The following is a 24,471-nucleotide window of genomic DNA, read 5'->3' as shown; positions in this document are numbered from 1 at the left end:
ATCTCCATCATGTTCAACCATCTCAAAATCGGCGTCCGGCTCGGGCTGGGCTTTGGCACGGTTCTGCTCCTGCTCATTGCCACGGCGGTCATCGGACTGGTGCAGGCCGCACGCATCGACGCCAATCTGAACACCATCACCGAAAACAGACTGCTCAAAGAGCGCGCGGTGCACACCATGGAGCTCAACCAGTCGGCTGCCAACCGCATGCTGTTTCGCATCCTGCTGCAGCAGCGCCTGGAGTCAGACGATCTGCAGCACCTGCAAGCCACCAAAACCAGCAGTGATGCAGCGTACCAAGCCATCCTGGATCTCAAACCCAGCCCCGAGTTGCAGTCCATGTTGAGCAAGATGCACAACGCCATTCTGCAAGGGCGTGCCCTTCAGCAAGCCGCCATGGCGCAGATCAAGCTGGGCAATTTCGGCCAGGCGCAGGCCGACTATCTGAAGGTCGGGCTGGAAAACTCTCGCGCGGTGCGTGCTCAGTCTGAGCGCATCAGTCAACTGCTGCGCGAGCAGACCGACACCCTGACTGCGAAGAGCGCCGCCGACTATCGCGCGGCCCGCACGCTCAGCATTGGCCTAGCCGTGACCGCCGCACTTCTGGCGTCTCTAGCCGCGTGGCTCATCACCCGCTCCATTACTCGTCCTTTATCCGAAGCCGTCTCTGTGGCGCAGCGGGTGGCCGCAGGGGATCTGTCGGTGCAGGTGAGCTCACGTTCCCGGGACGAGACCGGTGCGTTGTTGCGGGCGCTGGAGGACATGGTGCAGCGCCTGACCGGGGTCATTGGCGCGGTGCGCTCCTCTGCCGAGCAGTTGCTCTCGGCCTCCACCCAGGTGTCGGCCACCTCGCAGAGCCTGTCGCAGTCATCCTCCGAGCAGGCGGCCTCGGTGGAGGAAACCTCCGCCACGCTGGAGCAGGCCACGGCCTCCATCCGCCAGAACGCCGACAACGCCCGGCTGACCGATGGCATGGCGCAGCAGGCGGCTTCTCAGGCTCGTGCAGGCGGTGAGGCGGTGCAAGGCACGGTCACGGCGATGCAGGCCATTGCCGAGCGCATCTCCATCATCGATGACATTGCGTATCAGACCAATATGCTGGCCTTGAACGCCGCCATTGAAGCCGCCCGTGCCGGAGAACATGGGAAGGGCTTTGCGGTGGTGGCTGCCGAGGTGCGCAAGCTGGCTGAGCGCTCTCAGGTGGCGGCCAAGGAGATCGGCGATCTGGCCGCCTCCACGGTCAAGCAGGCCGACGCCGCAGGGGCCTTGCTGGCGCAGATGGTGCCCGCCATCTCCAAGACCTCCGATCTGGTGCAGGAGATCACCGCCGCCTCGGAAGAACAGTCCATCGGCATGCAGCAGATCAATCAGGCGGTCTCGCAGCTCAATGCGGTGACCCAACAAAATGCCTCGGCCTCGGAAGAGCTGGCTGCCACGGCAGAAGAGATGAATGCGCAGGCCACTTCACTGCAAGACCTGATCGGCCAGTTCAGGATCGACGCCGAACCGACGCAAGTGGCCGCAGCCCACCGCGCACCGCCCTCCCCCGCGCCTCAGCCGCGGCGCATGCCCGGCCCGGCACTCGCTACCGCTGGTGCTGGCGACTTTGTGAAATTCTGACCACAGCCTAGACCTGAGGAATCCACCATGACGACCGCCCTAGCGAACCCGTCCCAAGCGACATCCGCTCCTCTGAGCCTGGCTGGAAAAACCCAGCCGGCCAGCGGCCAATACCTGACCTTCACCCTGCAGAACGAGGTCTATGGCCTGGACATCCTGCGGGTGCGGGAAATTCTGGAATACAGCCGCCCGACCATCGTGCCGATGATGCCGGCCTTCGTGCATGGCGTGATCAACCTGCGCGGCAATGTGGTGCCGGTCATCGATCTGGCGCAGCGCTTCGGCCGCGCGGCCACCACGCTGCAGCCACGCACCTGTGTGGTCATCATCGAGATCGACGGCGAAGACGGCCCGCTGGCCATCGGCATCCTGGTGGACGCGGTCAACGCCGTGCTCGACATGGACGCCGCGCAGATCGAACCCACCCCGAGCTTCGGCACCGGGCTGCGGCAAGACTTCATCCGCGGCATGGCCCGCACCGATGCCGGCTTCATCATCCTGCTGGATGTGGGCCGCGTGCTCTCGGTCGACGACATGGCAGCGATGGCGGAATGCCAGCCTTGATGCTTCCCCCTCCAAAAAAATTGTCACTCATTTATTCCTAAGTTTCTTTTATTGAGATTTACATAAAACATGACAACCAATAGCATACTCAAACGTTATCCGATCATCAGCGTGATTGGAGGTTGGTTGCATGAGAAAGAAGATGGACGAGGCAACACGCAAACGGGTGCGAGCTGGTCGATTGCTGCTGGCAGGCAAGACGCCCGCACAGGCAGCGGCGGCGGTTGGGGTGGCGCGCCAGACCGTGTACACCTGGAAGGCCCGGCTCGATGAAGGCGGCATCGATGCGCTGCGCGCCATGTCGCCAGGACGCCCGGCGCAACTGGATGCGCAGCAACTGGAGGGGTTGCGCCGCGCGCTGTTGCAGCGGCCCACCGAGCACGGATTTGGAACCGAGTGATGGACGCTCAAGCGGGTGCGTCTGCTCATCGAGCGTCTGTACGGCGTGTCCTTCAGCGAAGTGCATGTCTGGCGCATTCTGGGCGCACTGGGCTTTAGCCCGCAAAAGCCCGAGAAGCGCGCCATCGAGCGAGACGAAGAGGCTGTGCGCAGTTGGAAGCGCAGCACCTGGCCGGCGCTTAAAAAAAAGCCCAGCGAGAAGGTCGCCTGATCGTCTTCGTGGACGAATCGGGCATCAGCGAGCGCCCGACCCGGGTGCGCACTTGGGCGCCCAGGGGGCACACACCCATCATCCAGTTCCACTTCAACTGGAACCACGTCTCGGTGATCGCCGGCTTGACGCGCACCAACTGTCTGTTTCGGCTGCACGAGGGCAGCATCAAGAAGGAGGAGATCGTCGAATTCCTCAAAGCGCTCAAGGCCCATCTGAAGCAGCCGCTGCTGGTGATCTGGGATGGTCTCAAGGCGCATCGCAGTCGGCTCGTGCGCGAATACCTCGACAGCCTGGATGGGTACATCCAGATCGCGTTCCTGCCGCCCTACGCGCCGGACCTGAACCCGGTGGAGTACCTGTGGGCCTGGCTGAAGCGACACGCATTGGCCAACTACTGCCCCGCCGACCTGAGCGAGCTGCACACGACCGCGCGCAACAAGCTCAAGAGCGCTCAGAAACGCCCCTCGATCATTGCCGCATGCTGGATGCAGGCTACGCTCTGGTAGTGTCATTGATTAAGTAAAGATCAATAGTTTCATTTGTTTCTCCAAAAAACCCTGAAAAACATGCCGCTCGTATAACTTCCACGCGGCCACTTGCACACAAGGAGTTCTCATGTTCAGCCAGATCAAGATCGGTGCCCGCATGACGCTGAGTTTCGGCGCGCTGTTGCTGTTGCTGTTTGGATTGGGGTTGATCGCCCTGCTGTCTCTGGAGTCCATGAAGTCGGCCACGCAGGAAGCCACCCGGCAGGCCTGGCCCGAGGCGCATGCAGTGGCCGAGCTGCGCACCACGGTCATTGAAATCAGCGCCGACTGCCGCGACGTGCTGCTCAGTAACGACCCGGCGCAGCAACAACGCCAGATCGCCGCTCTGCGTGTCAGCCAGCAGTCCGCTGGCGAACTGCTGGCCCAATTGACGCATCTGGTGCGCGCTCCGGCCAACATCCCGCTGGTGCAGCGCATTGCGAGCGGGCTCCAGAGTTATACCCAGGCGCAGTCCGTGTGCTTTACCCAACTCGGCAGCAATGGAAGCGGGCAGGCCCTGGCGCAATTCAACCAACAGGTCGTTCCTGTGGAACACGCCTTGCGCGCAGATCTGAATGCATTGAATGGACGCCTGGTGCAGCGCTTCTCGGAAGCGACGACTCAGGCGGACAGCGCCTTCGCCACGGCGCGTAGTCTGATTGCCGCTCTGGGTCTGGCCGCCCTGGTGTTTGGCGCCGCGCTGGCCTGGCTCATCACCCGCTCCATCACCCGCCCCCTGAGCGAAGCCGTCGCGGTGGCGCAGCGCGTGGCCGAAGGAGACTTGTCCGTGCAGGTGGGACCAACGACGCGCGATGAAACCGGCCAACTTCTCGCAGCTCTGGCCGAGATGGTGCGCCGCCTCACGGCGACCATTGCCTCGGTTCGCTCCTCCGCCGAGCAGTTGCTCTCGGCTTCCACCCAGGTGTCTGCCACTTCGCAGAGCATCGCCCAATCCACCTCGGAACAAGCCGCCTCGGTGGAAGAAACCTCCGCCACACTGGAACAAGCCACCGCGTCGATTCGTCAGAATGCGGATAACTCGCGCCTTGCCGACTCCACCGCGCAACAGGCCGCGCAGCAGGCCAGGGACGGTGGCGCGGCTGTACAGCAAACTGTCGCCGCCATGCAGAGCATTGCCGAGCGCATTTCGATCATCGATGACATCGCCTATCAGACCAATATGCTGGCGCTCAATGCGGCAATCGAGGCGGCCCGTGCCGGCGAGCATGGCAAGGGCTTTGCGGTGGTGGCCGCAGAGGTGCGCAAGCTCGCCGAGCGCTCTCAGGTGGCGGCCAAGGAGATCGGGGATCTGGCGGCTTCCAGTGTGCGCCAGGCGAATACCGCGGGCGATCTGCTGGCCCAGATCGTTCCTGTGGCGAGCAAGAATTCCGAGCTCGTTCAGGAGATTTCCGCCGCGTCCGATGAACTTTCCACGGGTGTGCAGCAGATCAATCAGGCGGTGTCGCAGCTCAATACGGTGACGCAGCAGAACGCCTCGGCCTCGGAAGAACTGGCTGCAACGGCGGAAGAGATGAATGCGCAGGCGCAGGCCCTCCAAGACAGCATGGCGGGGTTCAAACTGGCGGCAGAGAGCGTCAGGGCGAACGCAGGGGAAGCGCAGCGCAGTTTCTCCCCCATGCAGCAAACTCTGCGCGGGGGGGTCCGCAAAACGGCTGATTTTTCAGCCGACTCATCCATAGAACTAATACATAGCGAAATTTTAATCTAACTTTCATTCAAATTTCTGAGAAATCGACGAAAGGCAGGCTCTCTGAGTACGGATCATCGCGATGCAAGTCTGGTCTCCCCTCCTGCTCGATCTGCTGATCGTCGCCCTGGCGCTGGCGGGGGTGCTGCTGCTTGGGCTGCATCTCCTCACCCACGTCTGGACGGCTGGTGGTGGCGTTCCCTACGCGCCGCTGGCCATGCTGTTTTCCTCCGCCACCGCGGCGGCACTGCGCAACAGGGTGCCGTGGCATCGGCGGGCCTATTGGCAGCGTGAGGACAGGCGGGTTCTGCTGGTTTCCGCCGTCACCCTCATGGTCGGCAGCGTGCTGGTGGCGCTGTTCAGCATCGGGGTGATGGCGGACGCCCACCGCCGCGGGCTGATCAACGATCTGCAGGTGCATCGCAACGCCATCATCGGCGGAATGGACGGCGCGGTGCGCGTGCGCAGCGGCGAAGTGGCGGCGCTCAGCAGCAGCCCGCAACTGCGCGCGCTGCTGGCCGACGCCACGCATGTTCCGCAACCCAACATCAGCGACTTCGTCGCCGCCCTGCATGTGCTGCAGCCCGCCGACTGGCGCGTCACCGACGTCAGCGGGCAGGTGGTCTACGGCGAGTCTGCCCCGCTGCCCCCACTGGTTGCGCTACCCGCTGTTGGCACCTCGCGGCTCGGCATCACCCTGGGGCGGCCACCGCGGAGCGCGAACCTGGAGCTGCGAGTACGCGCCGCCGTGCAGCAGAACGCGCGGCTGCTCGGCCATCTCACCGTCGATCTGCCGCTGCCCGCAGTCACCGGGCTGCTGCGCGGCCTGCAGCGCGAACACCCCGGCTCCTATATCCGGCTGTGCAGCAAGGCACCGGACGGCGCTGCGCAATGCATCGAAGACCGCGCCAACCGCCCGATGATCCAGCTTCCTGCCCCCGGGCCCGCGGCCTCTGCGCCCGAGCAGTTGAGCCTGTTGGGCCGCCACGCCTCGGCCGTGCTGGCGCAGGGAAGCGAGGTGCGCGCGGTGAGCTACGGCCAATTACCGACGTCAAGGCTCGGCCCGGTGGTCAGTACCCCGGCCAGCGCGCTGTTCAGCCCTGTGCTGCGCACCGCGCTGCTTCTCATCCCCGGGCTGGTGCTGCTCGGGCTGCTCGCGCTGGCCTGGCAGTTGCGCCCTCTGGTGCGCGACCTGCACCGCCAGCGCAATATGTTCAAGACCGTGTTCGACCACTCGGGCATGGGCATTGAGCTGGTCGACGCCAAGGGCCGCATCCTCGACTGCAACCCGGCGCTGGCGCATATGCTGGGCTACAGCCGGGAGGAGGTGCTGGCGTTGCCGGACGTCTACGCGCTGATTCCAGAAACCGAGCGCGACAAGGCGCGCGCCAACATCAGCCAGATGGCGCAGCACGAGGTTGGCGCGTACTGCACAGACCGCCCCTACCTGCACAGGAACGGGAACAGCCGCACCCTGCGCTGGCACGTCTCGCCAGTTCACGACGAGGCAGGGGCGATCCAGTTCATCGCCAGCTTCTGCGTGGATGTCACCGAAGCCAACGCCCGCGCGCAGGCGTTGGCTTTCCATACCGCGTTTCTCAATGCCGCGCTGGACGAACTGCACGACGCCATCTATGCCGTCAACGAGCGCGGGCTGGTGATCTATGCCAACCAGGCGGCGCACCGCGTGGGCGTGCCGTCTCAAATGAGCCTGAGCCGCGAGGAGCTGTTCCGGCTGTCTCCGGTGTACACCCTGCTGCACGAGCCCGCCGACATGAACACCCTGCCGCTCGCCTGCGCATTGCGTGGCGAACAGGTGCGCGAGCAAGACTATGCGATCCGCAACCCGGCGGGCGAGTGGCGGCAGCACCAGATCTCGGCCTACCCGCTGCGCAACCGCAATGGGGATCTGCTGGGCGCCGTTGGCGTGGCGCACGACGTCACCGCGCAGCGCGTCGCCGAGACCCGTCTGCGCTGGCTGGTCGAGCACGACGAGCTCACCCGCCTGCCCAACCGCTTCCAGGCGCAGCAAGTGGTGACGCGGCTGCTCGATGAGAATGGGCGTGGCGGCAACGACACCACGCTCGGTCTGATGCTGATCGACATCGACCGTTTCAAGCACATCAACGACAGCTACGGTCATGCCTTCGGCGACCAGCTCCTGCGGGCCGTGGCCGAGCGACTGAAAAGAGACTTCGAGCCTGAGGCCACGGTCTTCCGCCTGGGCAGCGACGAGTTCGCCATCGTCACCACCTGTCCGCGGCAGGGCATCGAGGGCTTGCTGGCGCACGAGGCACAGCGTGCCTTCGCCCAGCCCTTCATCGTTGCCGGGCAGACACTGTTCATCTCGGCGACCACGGGGCTGGCGTGCGCCCCGGAGGACGGACAGAATGCCGACACCCTGTTCGCCCGCGTCGATGTGGCGCTGTACCGCGCCAAAGCCATGCAGCCCGGCAGCGCGCTGCGCTGGCGTGCCGACATGGGCTGGCAGGGACGCCGTCTGGTGGAACTCGAAACCGATCTGCGCAGTGCGCTCGCGCAGGAACAATTCATCGTCTACTACCAGCCCAAGGTCTGCCTGCGGACCGGCGTGCTGCTCGGTGCCGAGGCCCTGCTGCGCTGGCGGCACCCGCAACGCGGCCTGGTTTCGCCGACGGACTTCATTCCGCTGCTGGAACAAACTGGGCTGATCGTTTCCGTGGGCGCCTGGGTACTGCGCACCGTGTGCCAGCAAGTGCGGCAGTGGCGCGATGGCGGGTTGACTGCCGTACCGGTCGCTGTGAACTGCTCGGTGCGGCAACTGCAGGGCGACCTGCTGCTGCGCCAGGTGCGCGAAGCGCTGGCGGCAAGCGGCATTCCAGCCGATCTGCTGGAACTCGAAGTCACCGAAAGCATGATGCTGGACGATCCGCAGCATGTCAGCGGTCTGATCGCGCAGTTGCGCGCATCCGGGGTGAAAACCTCCATCGACGATTTCGGCACCGGCTACTCATCGCTCGCCACCTTGAAGCGCCTGCCAGTGGCCGCGCTCAAACTCGACCGCGCCTTCGTCAAAGATCTGCCTGACGACCCCGACGACGCTGCGATCACCCGCGCCGTGCTGTCCATGGCGCAGGCGCTGCACCTGGACGTCATCGCCGAAGGCGTGGAAACCCTGGAGCAGGCTGCTTTCCTTGGCGCGCTGGGCTGCGCGTCCTACCAGGGCTATCTGTTCAGCCCGCCCGTGCCAGCGGAGCAGTTCGCCCGCTTCCTGTAACGCCAACGTCCGACCCATGACTTCCCTGAACGATACCGAACTCTCCGCCTTCTCCCGTCTAATGTTCGACGCCGCCGGCATCAACCTGGCCCCATCGAAAAAGGCGCTGGTCGAAGGCCGCCTGTCCAAGCGACTGCATGCGCTTGGGTTACCCAGTTTTACCGCTTACCTCCAGCATCTGCGCACCGATGCCGCGGAACGCCAGCAAGCGATCGACCTGCTCACCACCAACGAGACCTACTTCTTTCGCGAGCCGCGGCACTTCGCCTACCTGTCGGAAAACATCGTTCCTGCGATGGATACTTCGACTGCGTTGAGGGTCTGGAGCGCCGCCTGTTCCAGCGGGGAGGAGCCCTACAGCATCGCCATGGTGCTGGCCGAACGCATGGGTCAACAGCCCTGGGAGATCGTGGCCTCAGACATCTCCACCCGCATCCTGGATCAGGCGCGTCGTGCCATCTACCCGATGGAGCGCGCCGAGAAAATCCCCCAGTCCTACCTCAAGGCGTTCTGCCTCAAGGGCGTCGGGGCGCAGGCTGGCAGCTTCACCCTGCAACCGGCCATCCGTGAGCGCGTTCGGTTTCAGGCGATCAATCTCAATACCACCTTGCCTGACAACGGCTTGTTCGACCTGATTGTGCTGCGCAATGTGATGATCTACTTTGACGCCGATACCAAGCGCGCCGTGTGCCGCCGGCTGCTGGATGTGCTGCGCCCCGGCGGGCATCTGTTCATCGGTCATTCGGAGAGCCTCAACGGACTGGATCTGCCCGTGCACGCCGTTCAACCTGCGGTGTACCGCAAACCCGGATGAACACGGCAACTCCTCCGCAATCCCTCTCTCCCGAATCGGCCGAAGCCGAGCCGCTGGAGATCTTCCTTCAGCCGGGCGAACTGTATTTCGGCGAAGGTCGAACAAGGGTACGCACGCTGCTGGGCTCCTGTGTGGCCATCGCGGTCTGGCACCCCTGGCTGAAGGTCGGCGGGCTCTGCCACTACATGCTGCCGGGGCGCGGAACGCATCGCGCCGGTCACGGTGCCCTCGATGGTCGGTATGGCGACGAAGCAATGCTGCTTTTCCTGCGCGACATGCGCTCAGCCGGAACGCGACCTGAAGAGTATGAAGCCAAACTGTTCGGCGGCGGGCGGATGTTCGCGCACCATCACCCGCTGCGTGCAGGCCACTCAGATGTGTCGTGCAAGAACGTGCTGCGAGGTCGTGAACTGGTGCAGCAATACGGCCTACGCCTCAAGGCCGAGCATCTTGGCGGTGAGGGACATCGCAATCTGCTGTTCGAAATCTGGAGCGGCGATGCCTATCTGAAATTCTGGGGTCAGAACGCCCAGCAGTCTGCTGCCTGAACGCATCACACAACAAAGCACATTCGGGGAGATCAATCCGTGATCCGGACAGACAAGGTCAAAGTATTCATCGTCGACGATTCAGCCGTGGTGCGGCAAGTGCTGCAGGCCGTGCTGCTGCGCGACCCCGGTATTGCGGTCATCGGCACTGCGCCGGACCCACTGTTTGCGTTGCAGCGAATGCAGCAAGACGAGTGGCCCGACGTGCTGGTGCTCGATGTGGAAATGCCGCGCATGGACGGCATCACCTTTCTCAAAAAACTCATGGCCGATCATCCGCTTCCCGTGGTGATCTGCTCCACTCTCACCGAGAAGGGTGCGCAGATCACCCTGGACGCGCTGGCTGCAGGCGCTGTGAGTGTGGTCACCAAGCCGCGGGTGGGCCTGAAGGATTTCTTGCTAGAGCAGACAGCGGAGCTAACACAGACCATCAAGGCTGCAGCGCGAGCCAATCCGCGCAGCCTGAGCGTCATGTCCCGAGCGACAGTCACCACAAAAAACATTGCGCCCAGCGCGCATGTGCTCACCGACACAACGGAGAAGATCATCGCCATGGGCATGTCCACCGGCGGCACCGTGGCGCTGGAGCGCGTGCTCACTACCCTGCCCCGCACCCTGCCGGGCATCGCGGTGGTGCAGCACATGCCGGAAAAATTCACCGCAACCTTTGCCGAGCGCCTGAATACGGTCTGCGCTCTGGAAGTTCGCGAGGCGTGCGATGGCGACCGGCTGATTCCAGGACTTGTGCTCATCGCGCCTGGGGGACGTCACATGCAGGTGCGGCGCAGCGGCGCGCAGTATCACGTCGAAGTGCGCGATGGCCCGCCCGTCAACCGCCACCGACCATCGGTGGATGTGTTGTTCCGCTCGGTTGCGCAATGCGCAGGACGCAACGCCCTGGGCATCATCCTCACCGGCATGGGCGATGACGGCGCGCGCGGTCTCAAGGAGATGCACGACGCCGGCGCCCGCACCGTGGCCCAAGATGAAGCCACCAGCGTGGTCTACGGCATGCCCAAGGAAGCGGTGAAGCTCGGCGCCGCCGATCGCAGCCTGCCGCTGAGCGAGGTGGGGGCAGCCATGGTGGAGTATGGGCGTGGCTGAAGCAAAGTGCCGCGCAATCAGGGCAATTGCCTATGCCGACAGGCGCCTGATGTGCCGTTCGTTCATCATGCTTTCATCCACAAGACATCCATGAAATCGATCAACAATCTTCGCATTCGCACCCGTATGACCCTGGGTCTTATCGGCATGCTCGCAGTCATCGTCTTCAACGCAGTGCTTGCGCAACAGCAACTGGAGAAGTCGAATGCCAGGCTCGACACCATCATCCATGTCCAGAGCCAACGCATTCAATTACTCGACGCGTTCTTCGGGAATTTTCAAAACACGACCAGTGCGCTGTACCAGGCGCTGCTCAACCCGGTCAGAGACCAGGCTCAGCAGCACCTGCTGACTGAACAACTGGCCAGCAACCGCAAGGACACAGCGGAAATTTTCAAAACCTTGCAAACCTTGCCGCCCGATGCCGAAGTCAACGCGGAAATGGCAAAGATCAAAGGGTTGATGGAGCGGAACCGCGCGGTGCAACAACAGGTGATCGGACTGATGCATCAAGGTCTCTACCCCCAAGCGAGCACCATCTACACCCAGCTGGCCGCCCCGATCGTCGCTGCAATGCGTGAGCACATCCGCACCCTGATAGCGCACCAGAAAGCCGGCATGCAAAGTGCGTATGTGCAAAGCCAGGTCGACTACGCGCGTTCGATACGTGACACCGTGCTGATCACTCTGGGGTTCATCGTTGTGGCGATGGTTGGCGGCATTCTCATCACCCGCTCCATTACTCGTCCTTTATCCGAAGCCGTCTCTGTGGCGCAGCGGGTGGCCGCAGGGGATCTGTCGGTGCAGGTGAGCTCACGTTCCCGGGACGAGACCGGTGCGTTGTTGCGGGCGCTGGAGGACATGGTGCAGCGCCTGACCGGGGTCATTGGCGCGGTGCGCTCCTCTGCCGAGCAGTTGCTCTCGGCCTCCACCCAGGTGTCGGCCACCTCGCAGAGCCTGTCGCAGTCATCCTCCGAGCAGGCGGCCTCGGTGGAGGAAACCTCCGCCACGCTGGAGCAGGCCACGGCCTCCATCCGCCAGAACGCCGACAACGCCCGGCTGACCGATGGCATGGCGCAGCAGGCGGCTTCTCAGGCTCGTGCAGGCGGTGAGGCGGTGCAAGGCACGGTCACGGCGATGCAGGCCATTGCCGAGCGCATCTCCATCATCGATGACATTGCGTATCAGACCAATATGCTGGCCTTGAACGCCGCCATTGAAGCCGCCCGTGCCGGAGAACATGGGAAGGGCTTTGCGGTGGTGGCTGCCGAGGTGCGCAAGCTGGCTGAGCGCTCTCAGGTGGCGGCCAAGGAGATCGGCGATCTGGCCGCCTCCACGGTCAAGCAGGCCGACGCCGCAGGGGCCTTGCTGGCGCAGATGGTGCCCGCCATCTCCAAGACCTCCGATCTGGTGCAGGAGATCACCGCCGCCTCGGAAGAACAGTCCATCGGCATGCAGCAGATCAATCAGGCGGTCTCGCAGCTCAATGCGGTGACCCAACAAAATGCCTCGGCCTCGGAAGAGCTGGCTGCCACGGCAGAAGAGATGAATGCGCAGGCACAGGCGCTGCAAGAGAGCATGGCAGGGTTCAAACTGGCGCAGGAAACAAACGCACCCCAGCAGATGGCTCCCGTTGCGCCTCAGCCGCGGCGTATGCCCAGACAAGCCACCGCAGATGACCTGCCTGTGCTCACCACCGCTCAGCCGGAATTCGTGCGGTTTTGAGCCGTTCCTGTTCAGAAAACTCCAGAGACAACTTGAGCCTCCCAGGAGCCTGTCAAATTCGTAAAGGGCCCGTGCAGAAAGACCGCTCGGTGCCAAGCATCTCGCGTGCGCTGCAGCACCAGGGACTTTTGTTTGACGCTGCGCGCGAATTTTGCTACCTTTACTTCATGTTGATCGCGAGCGCGCCCGTTCTCCACCGCATTTTCAGTAATGCGCAAAGCGCTTTGCTGCTGGGTTCTCTCCTACTGGCACTGCCGTCCCGGACCGCGCGCGACTGATTCATTTTTGCAACCGACATCAAGCGCCCGCGGCCTCGCCCCAGGGCGCTTTTTTCTATGCGACTCTTCGCCATGAACCTGTTTTCCGATGCAAAACGACTACCCATCGGTTGCCGGGCCCTGCGCCTGCGACAGTCCGGCCGCCTTGTCGTCGCCTTCCTGTTCTGAACATTCGCATTCGTTTTCTGGAGATTGATTCATGTTGAAGCATCCGCAAACCAAATATCAGGCCTTCCCCCCCATCGGCTTGAAAGACCGCACCTGGCCCGATCAGGTCATTACCCGGCCGCCGATCTGGATGAGCACCGATCTGCGCGACGGCAACCAGGCGCTGTTCGAGCCCATGGATGCGCAACGCAAGATGCGCATGTTCAAGACGCTCTGCGCCGTGGGCGTGAAGCAAATCGAAGTGGCGTTCCCTTCGGCATCGCAAACCGATTTCGACTTTGTGCGCGAACTCATCGAAGGCGGGCATATTCCTGACGACGTCACCATCGAGGTGCTCACCCAGGCGCGTGAGGACCTGATCCGCCGCACCTTCGAGTCGCTGCGTGGCGCCAAGCGGGCCATCGTGCATGTGTACAACGCCACTGCGCCCAATTTCCGCCGCATTGTGTTCAACGTGGATGAGGCGGGTTGCACCCAGATTGCGGTCAATGCGGCCAAGCTCATCAAGCAGTTCGCAGCCGAGCAACCCGACACGCAATGGACCTTTCAGTACAGCCCGGAAGTGTTCAGCGGTACCGAGCTGCCCTTCGCCGTCTCGGTGTGCAATGCCGTCACCGAAGTCTGGCAGCCCACGCCCGAGAACAAGATCATTTTCAACCTCCCGGCCACGGTGGAAATGAGCACGCCGAACATCTATGCCGATCAGATCGAGTGGATGCACCGCCACCTCGACCGGCGCGACAGCATCATTCTCTCGCTGCATCCGCACAACGACCGTGGCTGCGCCGTGGCCGCTGCCGAACTGGGCGTGATGGCCGGTGCGGACCGCGTGGAGGGCTGCCTGTTCGGCAACGGCGAGCGCACAGGCAATGTCGACCTCGTCACCCTGGCGCTCAACCTGTATTCGCAGGGTGTGCATCCGGGGCTGGACTTCTCGAATATCAACGCCATCGCCCGCACGGTGGAGGAATGCACCCAGCTTCCGGTGCATCCGCGTCACCCCTACGCGGGTGATCTAGTGTTCACCGCATTCTCCGGCTCGCACCAGGACGCGATCAAGAAGGGGTTGGCCGCGCAGCGTCCGGACGCCCTCTGGGAAGTGCCTTACCTGCCGGTCGATCCGGCTGATCTGGGGCGCACCTACGACTCGGTGATTCGCGTCAACAGCCAGTCCGGCAAGGGCGGCATCGCCTATCTGCTCGAAGCGACTTACGGCCTGATCATGCCGCGCCGGCTGCAGGTCGAGTTCAGCGGCGTGGTGCAGAAGCACACCGACGCCACCGGCAGCGAAGTCACTGCGCAGCAACTCTGGAAGATGTTCAACGACGAATATGTCGCCGTGGCGCGTCCGCTCCACCTGATTTCCTATCACCTCACCGATCACGGCGAACGTCAGGGCATCCGGCTGGAGATCGATGTCGATGGCAAACGCCTGAGCCTCTCCGGCGAAGGCAACGGCCCGATCGACGCCGCGATCCACGCCCTGCGCCTGCCGCTGGCGGTGCACAGTTACGAGGAGCGCGCGCTGGGCCTCGGCGCGGATGCCAAGGCATCGGCCATCGTCGAAATGGCGATCGACGGACTGCCCACCAGCACGTATGGCGTCGGCATGGACGCCAACATCGTCACCGCATCGGTACGGGCGCTGGTTTCCGGCGCCAACCGTCTGCTGCATCGGCTGCCGACAGACGCCGCCGAACAGCGTCTCGACGCGCTGCGCGCTCCGCTGCGCGCCGTGGCCTGAAACGCGCAGCGCACGCGGCGCAGCGCCGCCCAGCAGCCGACAGCCGCCCGTCAGGGCGGTTTTTTTGTGATCGCGCGCGTGATGACCGCCTCCAGCGGGTTTCTAGAATCCGGCTCATCACGCTCTTGCGCCACCACATCCATGCAAAACCGCCAGTCCAGCATCCATCTCGCACCGCGCACGACCGAGGGCTGGCGCGGCTATTGGTACCGCGTGATGTACTTTCACGACACACGCGACGAAAAGCTGTTCGATCTGCTGCTGATCGGCTTCATTCTGCTGAGCGTGCTGATCACCATTCTGGATTCGGTGCAGGCGGTGCATGCACAGGCGCATGGTGTGTTCTACGTGCTGGAGTGGATTTTCACCGTGGCGTTCACGCTGGAGTATGTGGTGCGGCTTTCCGTGGTGCAGAACCCGTGGCGCTACGCTCTCAGCTTTTTCGGCATCATCGATCTGCTCGCCTTTCTGCCGGCGTATCTGGAATTGCTGTTTCTCGGCTCGGTCCATCTGAGCGTGATCCGCACCCTGCGGGTCCTGCGCATCTTCCGGATTCTCAAGCTGATGGAGTACACCAGCGCATCCAGCCAGATGCTCGATGCGCTGGCGCGCAGCAGGAACAAAATCTTCGTCTTCGTGCTCAGCGTGCTGACCCTGACCACCATTTTCGGTTCGATCATGTATGTGGTCGAAGGGCCGAGCAACGGCTTCACCAGCATTCCGCGCGGCATTTACTGGGCCATCGTCACCATGGCGACCGTCGGCTTTGGCGATATCACGCCCAAGACCACGCTGGGGCAGATCATCACCTCGGGCATCATCATCGTGGGCTACGGCATCATCGCGGTGCCCACGGGAATCTACTCGGCCGAACTGATCAATTCCTACCGCACCCAGCGCCGGGTCGAGGAACACCGGCAGGCGCAGGCGCTCGATGACGCGATCTGCCCGCGCTGCGGCCTGGTCGGGCACATGAGCGATGCCCGCTACTGCCGCCGCTGCGGCGAGCCGCTTGGGGGCATCAAGCCCCAGGACGATCGGGCAACACCTTCCCTGGATTCATCAGGTTCTGCGGATCGAGCGCCTGCTTGATCGCCCGCATCTGCGCCACCGCGACCGCATCGCCGTAGCGTGCGAGCTCGTCGCGCTTGAGCTGACCGATGCCGTGCTCGGCGGAGAAGGTGCCGCCGCAGGCCGTCGCGGCATCGAACACGATGCGGTTGCACGTGGCCTCATGTGCCCGGAGAAAACGTGCCGGGTCCATGTCCAGCGGCGCCTGCACGTTGTAATGCAGATTGCCATCGCCCAGATGGCCGAACACCACCAGCCGCGCACCCGGAATTGCCTGCTGCACCAGCTCGGCGGTGGATTCGACGAACGCGGCCATGTGCGACAGCGGCACGCCGATGTCGTGCTTGATGTTGAGTCCCTCCTGCGCCTGCGCCAGCGGAATCGATTCGCGCAAACGCCACAGCGCACGGCTTTGCGCAAGGCTCTGCGCCACCGCGGCATCTACCACCAGCCCGGCCTCCAGCGCCGCCGCAAGCAGGCCTTCCAGACGCGCCCTGCCCTGCATTTCGCCCTCGGCGTCGCTGGTCTCGAGCAGCACGCACCACGGGCTGGGCAGCGCAAACGGCAGCGTTTGCTGCGGGAAATGCTGCTGCACCAATTGCAGACTGTGTGCGCTCATCAGCTCGAAACCGGTCAGGCCACAGCCCAGCCGAGCCTGCGCCAGATCGAGCAGGCTGATGGCAGCGGCCATGTCGCGCACCGCGGCCAGCGCGGTGATCTGCGCTGCAGGCTGCGGAAACAGCTTGAGCGCCGCCGCGGTGATGATGCCCAGCGTACCCTCTGCGCCGATATACAGATCGCGCAGGCTGTAGCCGGTGTTGTTCTTGCGCAGAGTGTTGAGTGCATCCACCACTTCGCCCTGGGGCGTGACCACCTCCAACCCCAGGCAGAGATCGCGCGCATTGCCGTAGCGCAGCACCGCCGTGCCGCCGGCATTGGTCGACAGATTGCCGCCGATGGTGCAACTGCCCTCGGCGGCCAGCGACAGCGGGAACAGCTTGCCAACGTCGGCTGCGGCCTGCTGCACCACGGCCAGCACACAGCCGGCCTCGGCGATCAGGCTGCCGCCCGCCGCATCGATCGCGCGGATACGCTGCAGGCGACGGGTGCTGAGCACGAGTTGCTCACCACTGGCATCTGGCGTGGCGCCGCCTACCAACCCGGTATTGCCGCCCTGCGGCACGATGCGCACACTGTGCAGCGCGCACAGTTGCACCACCTCGGCCACCTGCGCGGTATCGCCCGGCAGCACCACGGCCAGCGCCTGCCCGCAATAGCGCTTGCGCCAGTCGGTGAGGTAGGAAGCGCAGTCCTGCGCATCCGTGAGCACATGCGACGCGCCGAGCAGCGCGCGCAGGGCATCGACAAAACGGGTGCGCTCAGCGGGCGTCATGGCGCGGAGCTCCAGACCGCAGGAATCCGGCAATGCAGACGAACAGCGCGAGCGACAGCAACAACTCGATCCATCCCAGGCCTCTGGACGCGGCGTGAGGATCGGTCAACGCGCGGGTCACGCCCTCGGCCGCGTAGAACCACAGCAGCAGACTCAGCCAGCGCAGCGTGAACGCCCTGCCGCGCAACACCCCAGGAACCGCCGGCAGCAGCGGCAAGACCTTGAGCACCAGCAGCGAGCCGCCCGGATGCAGCGGCGCAATCCAGATTTCCCACAGCACACAGAGCAGGATGAGCGCGAGCAGGCTGAGCACTGCACCACGGTGCCAGAGGTGCTGCCGGGATAGAGAGGAGGCCGACATGATCGATCGGATCAGTTGACCGCGAGCTTGAGTGCCGCCTGCGCCAGGCGCTGCCCCAAGGCAATCGCCAGGCGCCTTTCCTCCTCGCTGACCGCGAGCGAAGCGTCCGGCGCCGCATGATGACTCGCCCCATAGGGCGTGCCGCCGCTGCGCGTGGTCATCAGCTCGGGCTGGCCCGCATAGGGCAGGCCGACGATGAGCATGCCGTGATGCAGCAGCGGCAGCATCATCGACAGCAGCGTGCTTTCCTGCCCGCCGTGCAGGCTGCCGGTGGAGGTGAACACGGCAGCCGGCTTGCCCGCCAAGGCGCCGGAGAGCCACAGCGCAGACGTCTGATCGAGAAAATGCTTCAGCGGCGCAGCCATGTTGCCAAAGCGGGTGGGCGAGCCCAGCGCCAGTCCGGCACATTCCTGCAGATCGCTCAGTTCCGCATAGGGCGGCCCATCGTCGGGAATCGTGGGCGCGGTTTGCTCGGCCACGGTGCTGACCCGCGGCACGGTGCGCACCCGCGGCAGCGCTCCCGGCACGCTGGCCACACCCTGCGCAATGCACTCGGCCAGGGTGCGCGTGCCGCCGTGTACGCTGTAATACAGAACCAGAATGTCTTTCATGTCGCTATCGTATTGCCATGTCCCGTCCGCGCACCTCCGAAACGCACGCAAGCCAGCGCCGGGCCGCCCCAGGCTGGCTTGTTTCCCGTGGAGAGTCGGCCCGGGGGGCGCTCCTCCCTGTGCTGCGCACCCTGGCAAGACGCTTTGCACAGGACAATCTGGCGCAGACTGCGGGCAGCCTGACCTTCACCACCCTGATCTCTCTGGTACCGCTTCTGACCGTGGTGCTGGCGGTGTTTACCGCGTTCCCCGCCTTCGACCGGCTGCAGGGGCAGGTGCAGTCGCATCTGGCGCAGTCGATGCTGCCCGAGGCGCTGTCGGACAAGGTTTCTCACTATCTGAGCGATTTCGCCGCGCGGGCCAAGGGGCTGGGCGTGGTCAGCGTGCTCTTTCTGATCGTCACGGCCACCTCGATGATGCTCACGGTCGACCGCGCGCTCAACGCCATCTGGCGCACCCCGCGGCCCCGTCCGCTGGCGCAGCGGGTGCTGCTGTACTGGGCCGGTTTCACCCTCGGGCCGCTGGTCCTGGGCGCGAGCATCGGGCTGATGAGCTATGTCGCCGGGGCACACCGTGGGCTGTTGCATCACTTGCCCGGCGTCGCCAGTGTGTTGCTGAGCCTGGCTTCCTGGGCGGTGATGGCCACTGCGCTGGCGGCCATGTTTCGCTTCATCCCCAACACCGAGGTGCAGTGGCGCGACGCGCTGATCGGCGGCGTGGTCGCCGCAATGGCATTTAGCCTGGGCGGACGGGCGCTGGCGTGGTATTTCTCCTCGGTGACCACCTACACCGCGGTGTACGGCACGTTCGCCACCCTGCCCCTGCTGTTGCTGTGGATCGACTTCAGCTGGATCGCCGTGCTGGTGGGCGCGATGATTGCGGCCTATCTGCCCTCGCTGCGGGGGCGGGCGATCCGGCACGATGGCTACGCCGGGGCCGAATTTCTCGGCGCGATGCAGGTGCTCGAGCAGCTTCACCACGCGCAGCAGGCGCCGGATTGCGGGCTGTCGGCTGCTGCGCTGTCGCGGCGGCTGCAACTCGATCCGCTGCAGTTGCAGGACTTGCTCACCGTGCTGGAACGCCTGGGCTGGGTGGGCAAGATCGCACCAGGAGCCCGCGGGCCGTCGCGCTGGGCGCTGCTGTGCAATCCGAAGACCACCACGGTCGGGCCATTGATCGACGCGCTGTTGCTCGACAAGCAGCATGCGATGCGCACCTCGCCACTGCTCGGTCACCTGCTCAGCGACGACGAACGCGACTGGAGCCTGGATCGGCTGCTGACCGACCCCGCAGTCACAGCCGGTTCGTCAGCGTCTGCCACCACATCACCCAGTCCCCCATCAGACTGAACAGCGGGCGCTTGAAGGTGGCCGGGCGGTTGTGCTCGACGAAGAAATGCCCCGCCCAGGCAAAGGCATAACCGCAGACCACCGCCGCGAGCAGCCACCACGGGTTGCCTGTGAACACGAAAAAGAACAGGCAGATCAGCGCCAGCGTGGAGCCGATGAAATGCAGCCTGCGGTTGAGCGGGTGGCGATGCTCGGCCAGATAGAGCGGATAGAACTCGGCAAAGTGGCGCGCTGCGGCCAGTCGGGTTGGGTCGGGCGGTTGCTGCGCCGCAGGCAGGTCGTGGGGATGGTGACGTGCGCGCATGGTGCATCTCCGGTCGCGGTGATGCTGCAACTCTAGGCGATTTGGCAGCGATCAGCCGCCGCACAGCCGCAGCCGCGCGGCGCGGTATTCGGCGGACAACTGCTCCACCAGCGCCGCTGCACCCTGCACCTTGCGGACCGCGCCTATGCCCTGACCACAACCCCAGATGTCTTTCCACGCCTTGGCGCCGCCCAGCGCCGCCGCGAAATCCATCTTGCTCGGGTCGCCTTCGGGCAGGTGGTCGGGGTCGAGACCAGCGGAAGCGATCGAGCCGCGCAGGTAGTTGCCGTGCACCCCGGTGAACAGGCTGGAATACACGATGTCCTGCGCGCTGCTGGCGACGATCATCTGCTTGTAGGCGTCCACCGCGCGAGCTTCGTCGGTGGCGATGAACGCACTGCCGATGTAGGCCAGGTCTGCGCCCATCGCCTGTGCCGAAAGGATGGCGTTGCCGCTGGCGATCGCGCCAGACAGCACGATGGGCCCGTCGAACCAGGCGCGGGTTTCCTGCACCAGCGCAAACGGCGACTGCGTGCCGGCATGCCCACCCGCACCCGCAGCGACCACGATCAGGCCGTCGGCGCCCTTGTCGATCGCCTTGTGCGCAAAGGTCTGGTTGATCACGTCGTGCAACACCATGCCGCCCCAGGAATGCACCCCCTGGTTGACCTCGGGCCGCGCGCCCAGCGAGGTGATGACGATGGGCACCTTGTATTTCGCGCACAGCAGCATGTCGTGTTCCAGCCTGTCGTTGCTGCGATGCACGATCTGGTTGACCGCAAACGGCGCAGCCGGCTGGTCGGGATGCGCCGCGTTCCATGCCGCCAGCGCCTCGGTGATTTCGGCCAGCCATTCGTCGAGCTGCGACGCCGGCCGGGCGTTGAGCGCCGGAAAGCTGCCGACAATGCCCGCGGTGCACTGCGCGATCACCAGCTTGGGGTTGGAAATGATGAACAGCGGCGAGCCGATGACCGGCAGCCGCAAGGAGGACAAAAGTTGGGGCAGCGCCATGTCAGTTCCCCAATGCCGTTCGGAAGGAACTGACACCCCCCTCGGGGGGAAGCGAGCGCAGCGAGTCAGGGGACCTTTTCATCTCAGAACGCCTCCACCGGCAGGGTCATCACACTGTCTGCGCCGTGCAGCACCGCATCGCGCAACGCGCTGCAGCGGGGCAGGAGATGCGCGCAGTAAAACGCCGCCGTGGCACGCTTGGCCTTGGCAAATGCTGCATCCTCGGCGCCGAGCTGTGCGGTGGCCAGCCAGCTCTGCGCCAGTTGCCAGCCGGCAAGCAACGTTCCCGCGAGCAGCAGGTACGGCACGCTGCCGGCGTACGCGGCGTTCGGGTCGGTCTTGCCGTTGGCCGCGATGAAGGCAACGACCTGTGCGTAGGCCTGCCGCGCCTGCGCCAGTTGCTCCGCCATCGCCACCGCCTGCGCATCGCCGGTGGCCTTGAGCGCGTCCTCGGTCTTGCCCACGCGGCTGGCGAAGTTCATCGCCAGCGCGCCGCCGTCGCGCACGGTCTTGCGACCGACCAGGTCGTTGGCCTGGATCGCCGTCGTGCCTTCGTAGATGGTGAGAATGCGCGCGTCGCGGTAATACTGTGCGGCGCCGGTGTCTTCGATATAGCCCATGCCGCCATGCACCTGCACCCCCAGGCTGGCGACCTCGATGCTCATTTCGGTGGAAAAACCTTTCACCAGCGGCACCAGAAATTCATACGCCGCCTCGTGCGCCGCGCGCTGCTGCGCGTCGGGGTGCGCGCGGCCGACATCGTGCAGGCTGGCTGCCACCAGCGCAAGCGCCCGCGCGCCCTCGGTGAGAGCGCGCATGGTCATGAGCATGCGGCGCACATCGGGGTGGTGGACGATGGGCACCGCCTGCGCCGCGCTGCCATCGACCGGACGCGACTGCACCCGGTCCTTGGCGTAGGCCGCGGCCTTCTGGTAGGCCGCTTCCGCCACCGCCACACCCTGCAGACCCACGGCATAGCGCGCGGCGTTCATCATGATGAACATGTATTCGAGACCGCGGTTGGGTTCGCCGACCAACTCGCCGATGGCGCCTGGCCCCACCTCGCCCTTGCCGTCGCCGTACACCAGCACCGCGGTCGGGCTGGCCTTGATGCCCAGCTTGTGTTCGATCGAGGCGCACCACACATCGTTGCGCCGCCCGTCTTCCAGCATCTTGGGCACGATGAACAGCGAAATGCCCTTGACCCCCGGCGGCGCGTCGGGCAGGCGCGCGAGCACCAGGTGGACGATGTTCTCGGCCATGTCGTGTTCGCCGTAGGTGATATAGATCTTCTGTCCGAAGATCCGGTAGGTGCCGTCGCCCTGTGGCTCGGCGCGGGTGCGCACCAGCGCCAGGTCGGAGCCGGCCTGCGGCTCGGTGAGGTTCATCGTGCCGGTCCACTGGCCCGAGATCAGCCGCGGAATGTAGCGGCGTTTTTGCTCGTCGCTGCCAGCGGTGAGCAACGCCTCGATCGCGCCATCCGACAGCAGCGGGCACAGCGCAAAGCTCAGATTGGCGCCGTTGAGCATTTCGGTGCAGGCAGCGGAAATGCTCTTGGGCAGGCCCTGGCCGTCGAACTGCACCGGATGCTGCAAGCCCTGCCAGCCGCCTTCGGCAAATTGCTGGAACGCCTGCCTGAAGCCAGGGGTTGTCGTCACCACGCCGTTGTTCCAACTGCTGGGTTGCAGGTCGCCGGTGCGATTGAGTGGAGCGATCACTTCCTGGTTGAACCTGGCACATTCTTCCAGCACGGCGCGAGCGGTGTCGGGCGTGGCGTCCTCGAAGCCGGGGAGTTGGGAAATGGACGCCAGACCTGCGAGATGTTCAAGGTCGAACATCATGTCGCGGACGGGTGCGGTGTAGGCCATGCGAGTCTCCGGTTTGGGGCTGCTGATTCCGGCTGTTGACCGGTGCGGGCTGTTCTGTGCAGCCTCTGCGGTTGTGAACGGGCTGTAGCGCGGGTGTCAGATCTGCTTGACCATTTCCGGCACCGCGGTGAACAGATCGGCCACCAGGCCGTAATCGGCCACGCCAAAAATCGGTGCTTCCTCGTCCTTGTTGATGGCGACGATGACCTTGCTGTCCTTCATGCCGGCCAGATGCTGGATGGCGCCGGAAATGCCCACCGCCACATACAGCTGCGGCGCGACGATCTTTCCGGTCTGCCCCACCTGCCAGTCGTTCGGCGCGTAGCCCGCGTCCACCGCAGCGCGGCTGGCGCCCATGGCTGCACCGAGCTTGTCGGCCAGCGGGGTCATCACCGCCTCGAAGTTTTCCTTGCTGCCCAGACCGCGCCCGCCGGAGACGATGATCTTGGCCGCCGTGAGTTCGGGGCGCTCGCTCTTGGTGGTTTCGCGTCCGACCAGGCTGGACAGGCCCGCATCGGCCACGGCGGGAATGGTGTTGACCGTGGCGCTGCCACCACTGGCAGCCACCGGGTCGAAACCGGTGGTGCGCACGGTGATGACCTTGATCTTGTCGCTGCTCTGCACCGTGGCGATGGCGTTGCCGGCGTAGATCGGGCGATCGAAGGTGTCGGGGGCGAGCACGTGGATGATGTCGGACACCTGCGCCACATCGAGCAGAGCCGCCACGCGCGGCGCGATGTTCTTGCCGAAGGCGGTGGCCGGTGCCAGGATGTGGCTGTAACCCGGCGCCAGGGCAATCACCTGCGCCGCCGTGGTTTCCGCCAGCCCGTCAGCGAGCTGCGGCGCATCAGCGCACAGCACCTTGGCAACGCCTGCCGCCTGCGCGGCAGCCTGTGCCACCCCGGCGCAGCCCGCGCCTGCAACCAGCACATGCACCTGGGGATCGCACAGCAGCGCTGCAGCAATGGTGTTGAGGGTGGAGGGTTTGAGAGCCTGGTTATCGTGTTCGGCAATGACGAGTGCGGTCATGGATCATCCTTGAATGGTGGCAGATCGGCGGATCGGTCAAATGACCTTGGCCTCGGTCTTGAGACGGGCGATCAACGTGGCCACATCGGGCACCTTCACCCCGGCGCCGCGCTTGGGCGGCTCGACGACCTTGAGGGTCTTGAGGCGCGGCGCAACATCCACGCCGAGTTCCTCGGGCTTGAGGGTGTCGAGCGGCTTTTTCTTGGCCTTCATGATGTTGGGCAAGGTGACATAGCGCGGTTCGTTCAGCCGCAGGTCGGTGGTGATGACCGCGGGCAGCTTGACCGCAATGGTCTCCAGCCCGCCATCCACCTCGCGGGTGACCTGGGCCGAGTCACCACGCAGTTCCACCCTGGACGCAAATGTCGCCTGCGACCAGCCCAGCAAGGCCGCCAGCATCTGCCCGGTCTGGTTGCTGTCGTCGTCGATCGCCTGCTTGCCGAGGATGACGAGTTGCGCGCCTTCCTTGTCGATGACCGCCTTGAGCAGCTTGGCCACGGCCAGCGGCTGCAAGTCGGCATCGCTCTCCACCAGCACGCCACGGTCGGCGCCGAGCGCCAGGGCGGTGCGCAGGGTTTCGCCGCTGGCTGCAGTGCCGCAACTCACGGCGACGATCTCGGTCGCTGCGCCCTTTTCCTTGAGACGCACCGCCTCTTCCACGGCGATTTCGTCAAAGGGATTCATGCTCATCTTCACGCCAGCGGTATCAATGCCACTGCCGTCAGACTTGACCCGGATCTTGACGTTGTAATCGACCACGCGCTTGACCGCGACCAGCACTTTCATGCCCTGCTCCTGTGAATTT

General features: G+C 64.6%; 20 protein-coding genes and 1 pseudogene. 13 read left to right on the top strand and 8 right to left on the bottom strand.

The window, feature by feature from the left end; translation table 11 throughout:
- Nucleotides 1-9: 9 nt before the first annotated feature.
- From AC1ZQA_RS07890 to AC1ZQA_RS07835, 12 genes and pseudogenes are all read left to right on the top strand, one after another.
- The gene (locus AC1ZQA_RS07890; RefSeq protein WP_482679241.1) at nucleotides 10-1,620 is read left to right on the top strand and encodes a methyl-accepting chemotaxis protein; all 1,611 of its coding nucleotides are present in this window, start codon (nucleotides 10-12) and stop codon (nucleotides 1,618-1,620) included.
- Between the two features lie 27 nt (nucleotides 1,621-1,647).
- Entirely contained in the window at nucleotides 1,648-2,184 is a 537-nt protein-coding gene (locus tag AC1ZQA_RS07885) for a chemotaxis protein CheW (protein WP_482679240.1), read from the top strand.
- Between the two features lie 130 nt (nucleotides 2,185-2,314).
- Nucleotides 2,315-3,303, top strand: a pseudogene (locus AC1ZQA_RS07880) (IS630 family transposase).
- Nucleotides 3,304-3,412: 109 nt separating this feature from the next.
- Nucleotides 3,413-5,053 carry a HAMP domain-containing methyl-accepting chemotaxis protein gene (locus tag AC1ZQA_RS07875; RefSeq protein ID WP_482679239.1) on the top strand — a complete coding sequence of 547 codons (1,641 nt, stop codon included), beginning with the start codon at nucleotides 3,413-3,415 and terminating at the stop codon, nucleotides 5,051-5,053.
- Nucleotides 5,054-5,114: 61 nt separating this feature from the next.
- Entirely contained in the window at nucleotides 5,115-8,288 is a 3,174-nt protein-coding gene (locus AC1ZQA_RS07870; RefSeq protein ID WP_482679238.1) for an EAL domain-containing protein, read from the top strand.
- A 16-nt stretch (nucleotides 8,289-8,304) separates the two neighbouring features.
- A complete protein-coding gene (locus AC1ZQA_RS07865; RefSeq protein ID WP_482679237.1) occupies nucleotides 8,305-9,102 on the top strand; it encodes a CheR family methyltransferase in 798 nt (265 codons plus the stop codon).
- Nucleotides 9,099-9,650, top strand: a complete 552-nt coding sequence (locus AC1ZQA_RS07860; protein WP_482679236.1) for a chemotaxis protein CheD — start codon at nucleotides 9,099-9,101, stop codon at nucleotides 9,648-9,650. Before AC1ZQA_RS07865 ends, AC1ZQA_RS07860 begins: the two co-directional genes overlap by 4 nt.
- Nucleotides 9,651-9,689: 39 nt before the next feature.
- On the top strand, nucleotides 9,690-10,754 hold the full coding sequence (locus tag AC1ZQA_RS07855; RefSeq protein ID WP_482679235.1) for a protein-glutamate methylesterase/protein-glutamine glutaminase: 1,065 nt from the start codon (nucleotides 9,690-9,692) through the stop codon (nucleotides 10,752-10,754).
- A 90-nt stretch (nucleotides 10,755-10,844) separates the two neighbouring features.
- Nucleotides 10,845-12,479 carry a methyl-accepting chemotaxis protein gene (locus AC1ZQA_RS07850; RefSeq protein ID WP_482679234.1) on the top strand — a complete coding sequence of 545 codons (1,635 nt, stop codon included), beginning with the start codon at nucleotides 10,845-10,847 and terminating at the stop codon, nucleotides 12,477-12,479.
- Nucleotides 12,480-12,550: 71 nt separating this feature from the next.
- Nucleotides 12,551-12,757 carry a hypothetical protein gene (locus AC1ZQA_RS07845; RefSeq protein WP_482679233.1) on the top strand — a complete coding sequence of 69 codons (207 nt, stop codon included), beginning with the start codon at nucleotides 12,551-12,553 and terminating at the stop codon, nucleotides 12,755-12,757.
- A 199-nt stretch (nucleotides 12,758-12,956) separates the two neighbouring features.
- Entirely contained in the window at nucleotides 12,957-14,669 is a 1,713-nt protein-coding gene (leuA, locus tag AC1ZQA_RS07840; RefSeq protein ID WP_482679232.1) for a 2-isopropylmalate synthase, read from the top strand.
- Nucleotides 14,670-14,810: 141 nt separating this feature from the next.
- Nucleotides 14,811-15,761, top strand: coding sequence for an ion transporter (locus AC1ZQA_RS07835; protein WP_482679231.1), 951 nt, complete (start codon nucleotides 14,811-14,813; stop codon nucleotides 15,759-15,761).
- On the opposite strand, the gene AC1ZQA_RS07830 is transcribed toward AC1ZQA_RS07835, so the two are convergent.
- From AC1ZQA_RS07830 to wrbA, 3 genes are read right to left on the bottom strand one after another with little or no spacing between them, the layout of a single operon-like run.
- Complete coding sequence (locus AC1ZQA_RS07830; protein ID WP_482679230.1) at nucleotides 15,691-17,133, bottom strand: FAD-binding oxidoreductase; 1,443 nt, start codon at nucleotides 17,131-17,133, stop codon at nucleotides 15,691-15,693. The genes AC1ZQA_RS07835 and AC1ZQA_RS07830 overlap by 71 nt on opposite strands.
- The gene (locus AC1ZQA_RS07825; RefSeq protein WP_482679229.1) at nucleotides 17,120-17,494 is read right to left on the bottom strand and encodes a DUF2069 domain-containing protein; all 375 of its coding nucleotides are present in this window, start codon (nucleotides 17,492-17,494) and stop codon (nucleotides 17,120-17,122) included. The genes AC1ZQA_RS07830 and AC1ZQA_RS07825 overlap by 14 nt, the downstream gene beginning before the upstream one ends.
- An 11-nt stretch (nucleotides 17,495-17,505) precedes the next feature.
- The gene (wrbA, locus tag AC1ZQA_RS07820; RefSeq protein WP_482679228.1) at nucleotides 17,506-18,105 is read right to left on the bottom strand and encodes an NAD(P)H:quinone oxidoreductase; all 600 of its coding nucleotides are present in this window, start codon (nucleotides 18,103-18,105) and stop codon (nucleotides 17,506-17,508) included.
- Nucleotides 18,106-18,122: 17 nt separating this feature from the next.
- On the opposite strand from wrbA, the gene AC1ZQA_RS07815 reads away from it, so the two are divergent.
- Entirely contained in the window at nucleotides 18,123-19,454 is a 1,332-nt protein-coding gene (locus AC1ZQA_RS07815) for a YihY family inner membrane protein (protein WP_482679227.1), read from the top strand.
- Here the strand turns inward: AC1ZQA_RS07815 and AC1ZQA_RS07810 are convergent.
- The 5 genes from AC1ZQA_RS07810 to AC1ZQA_RS07790 form a co-directional block, all read right to left on the bottom strand.
- A complete protein-coding gene (locus tag AC1ZQA_RS07810) occupies nucleotides 19,399-19,758 on the bottom strand; it encodes an Mpo1-like protein (protein WP_482679226.1) in 360 nt (119 codons plus the stop codon). The genes AC1ZQA_RS07815 and AC1ZQA_RS07810 overlap by 56 nt on opposite strands.
- Before the next feature lie 51 nt (nucleotides 19,759-19,809).
- Nucleotides 19,810-20,769, bottom strand: a complete 960-nt coding sequence (locus AC1ZQA_RS07805) for an NAD(P)H-dependent flavin oxidoreductase (RefSeq protein ID WP_482679225.1) — start codon at nucleotides 20,767-20,769, stop codon at nucleotides 19,810-19,812.
- Between the two features lie 83 nt (nucleotides 20,770-20,852).
- Entirely contained in the window at nucleotides 20,853-22,637 is a 1,785-nt protein-coding gene (locus tag AC1ZQA_RS07800; protein WP_482679224.1) for an acyl-CoA dehydrogenase, read from the bottom strand.
- Nucleotides 22,638-22,733: 96 nt separating this feature from the next.
- A complete protein-coding gene (locus AC1ZQA_RS07795) occupies nucleotides 22,734-23,666 on the bottom strand; it encodes an electron transfer flavoprotein subunit alpha/FixB family protein (RefSeq protein WP_482679223.1) in 933 nt (310 codons plus the stop codon).
- A 36-nt stretch (nucleotides 23,667-23,702) separates the two neighbouring features.
- Nucleotides 23,703-24,452 (bottom strand): electron transfer flavoprotein subunit beta/FixA family protein, encoded by a 750-nt coding sequence (locus AC1ZQA_RS07790; RefSeq protein WP_482679222.1) that lies wholly within the window; start codon nucleotides 24,450-24,452, stop codon nucleotides 23,703-23,705.
- Between the last annotated feature and the right edge of the window lie 19 nt (nucleotides 24,453-24,471).

The organism is Thiomonas sp. DCM-2 (assembly GCF_056820905.1).
Note: the sequence above shows the minus strand (reverse complement) of the source record. Positions and strands in the feature narration are given on the sequence as shown.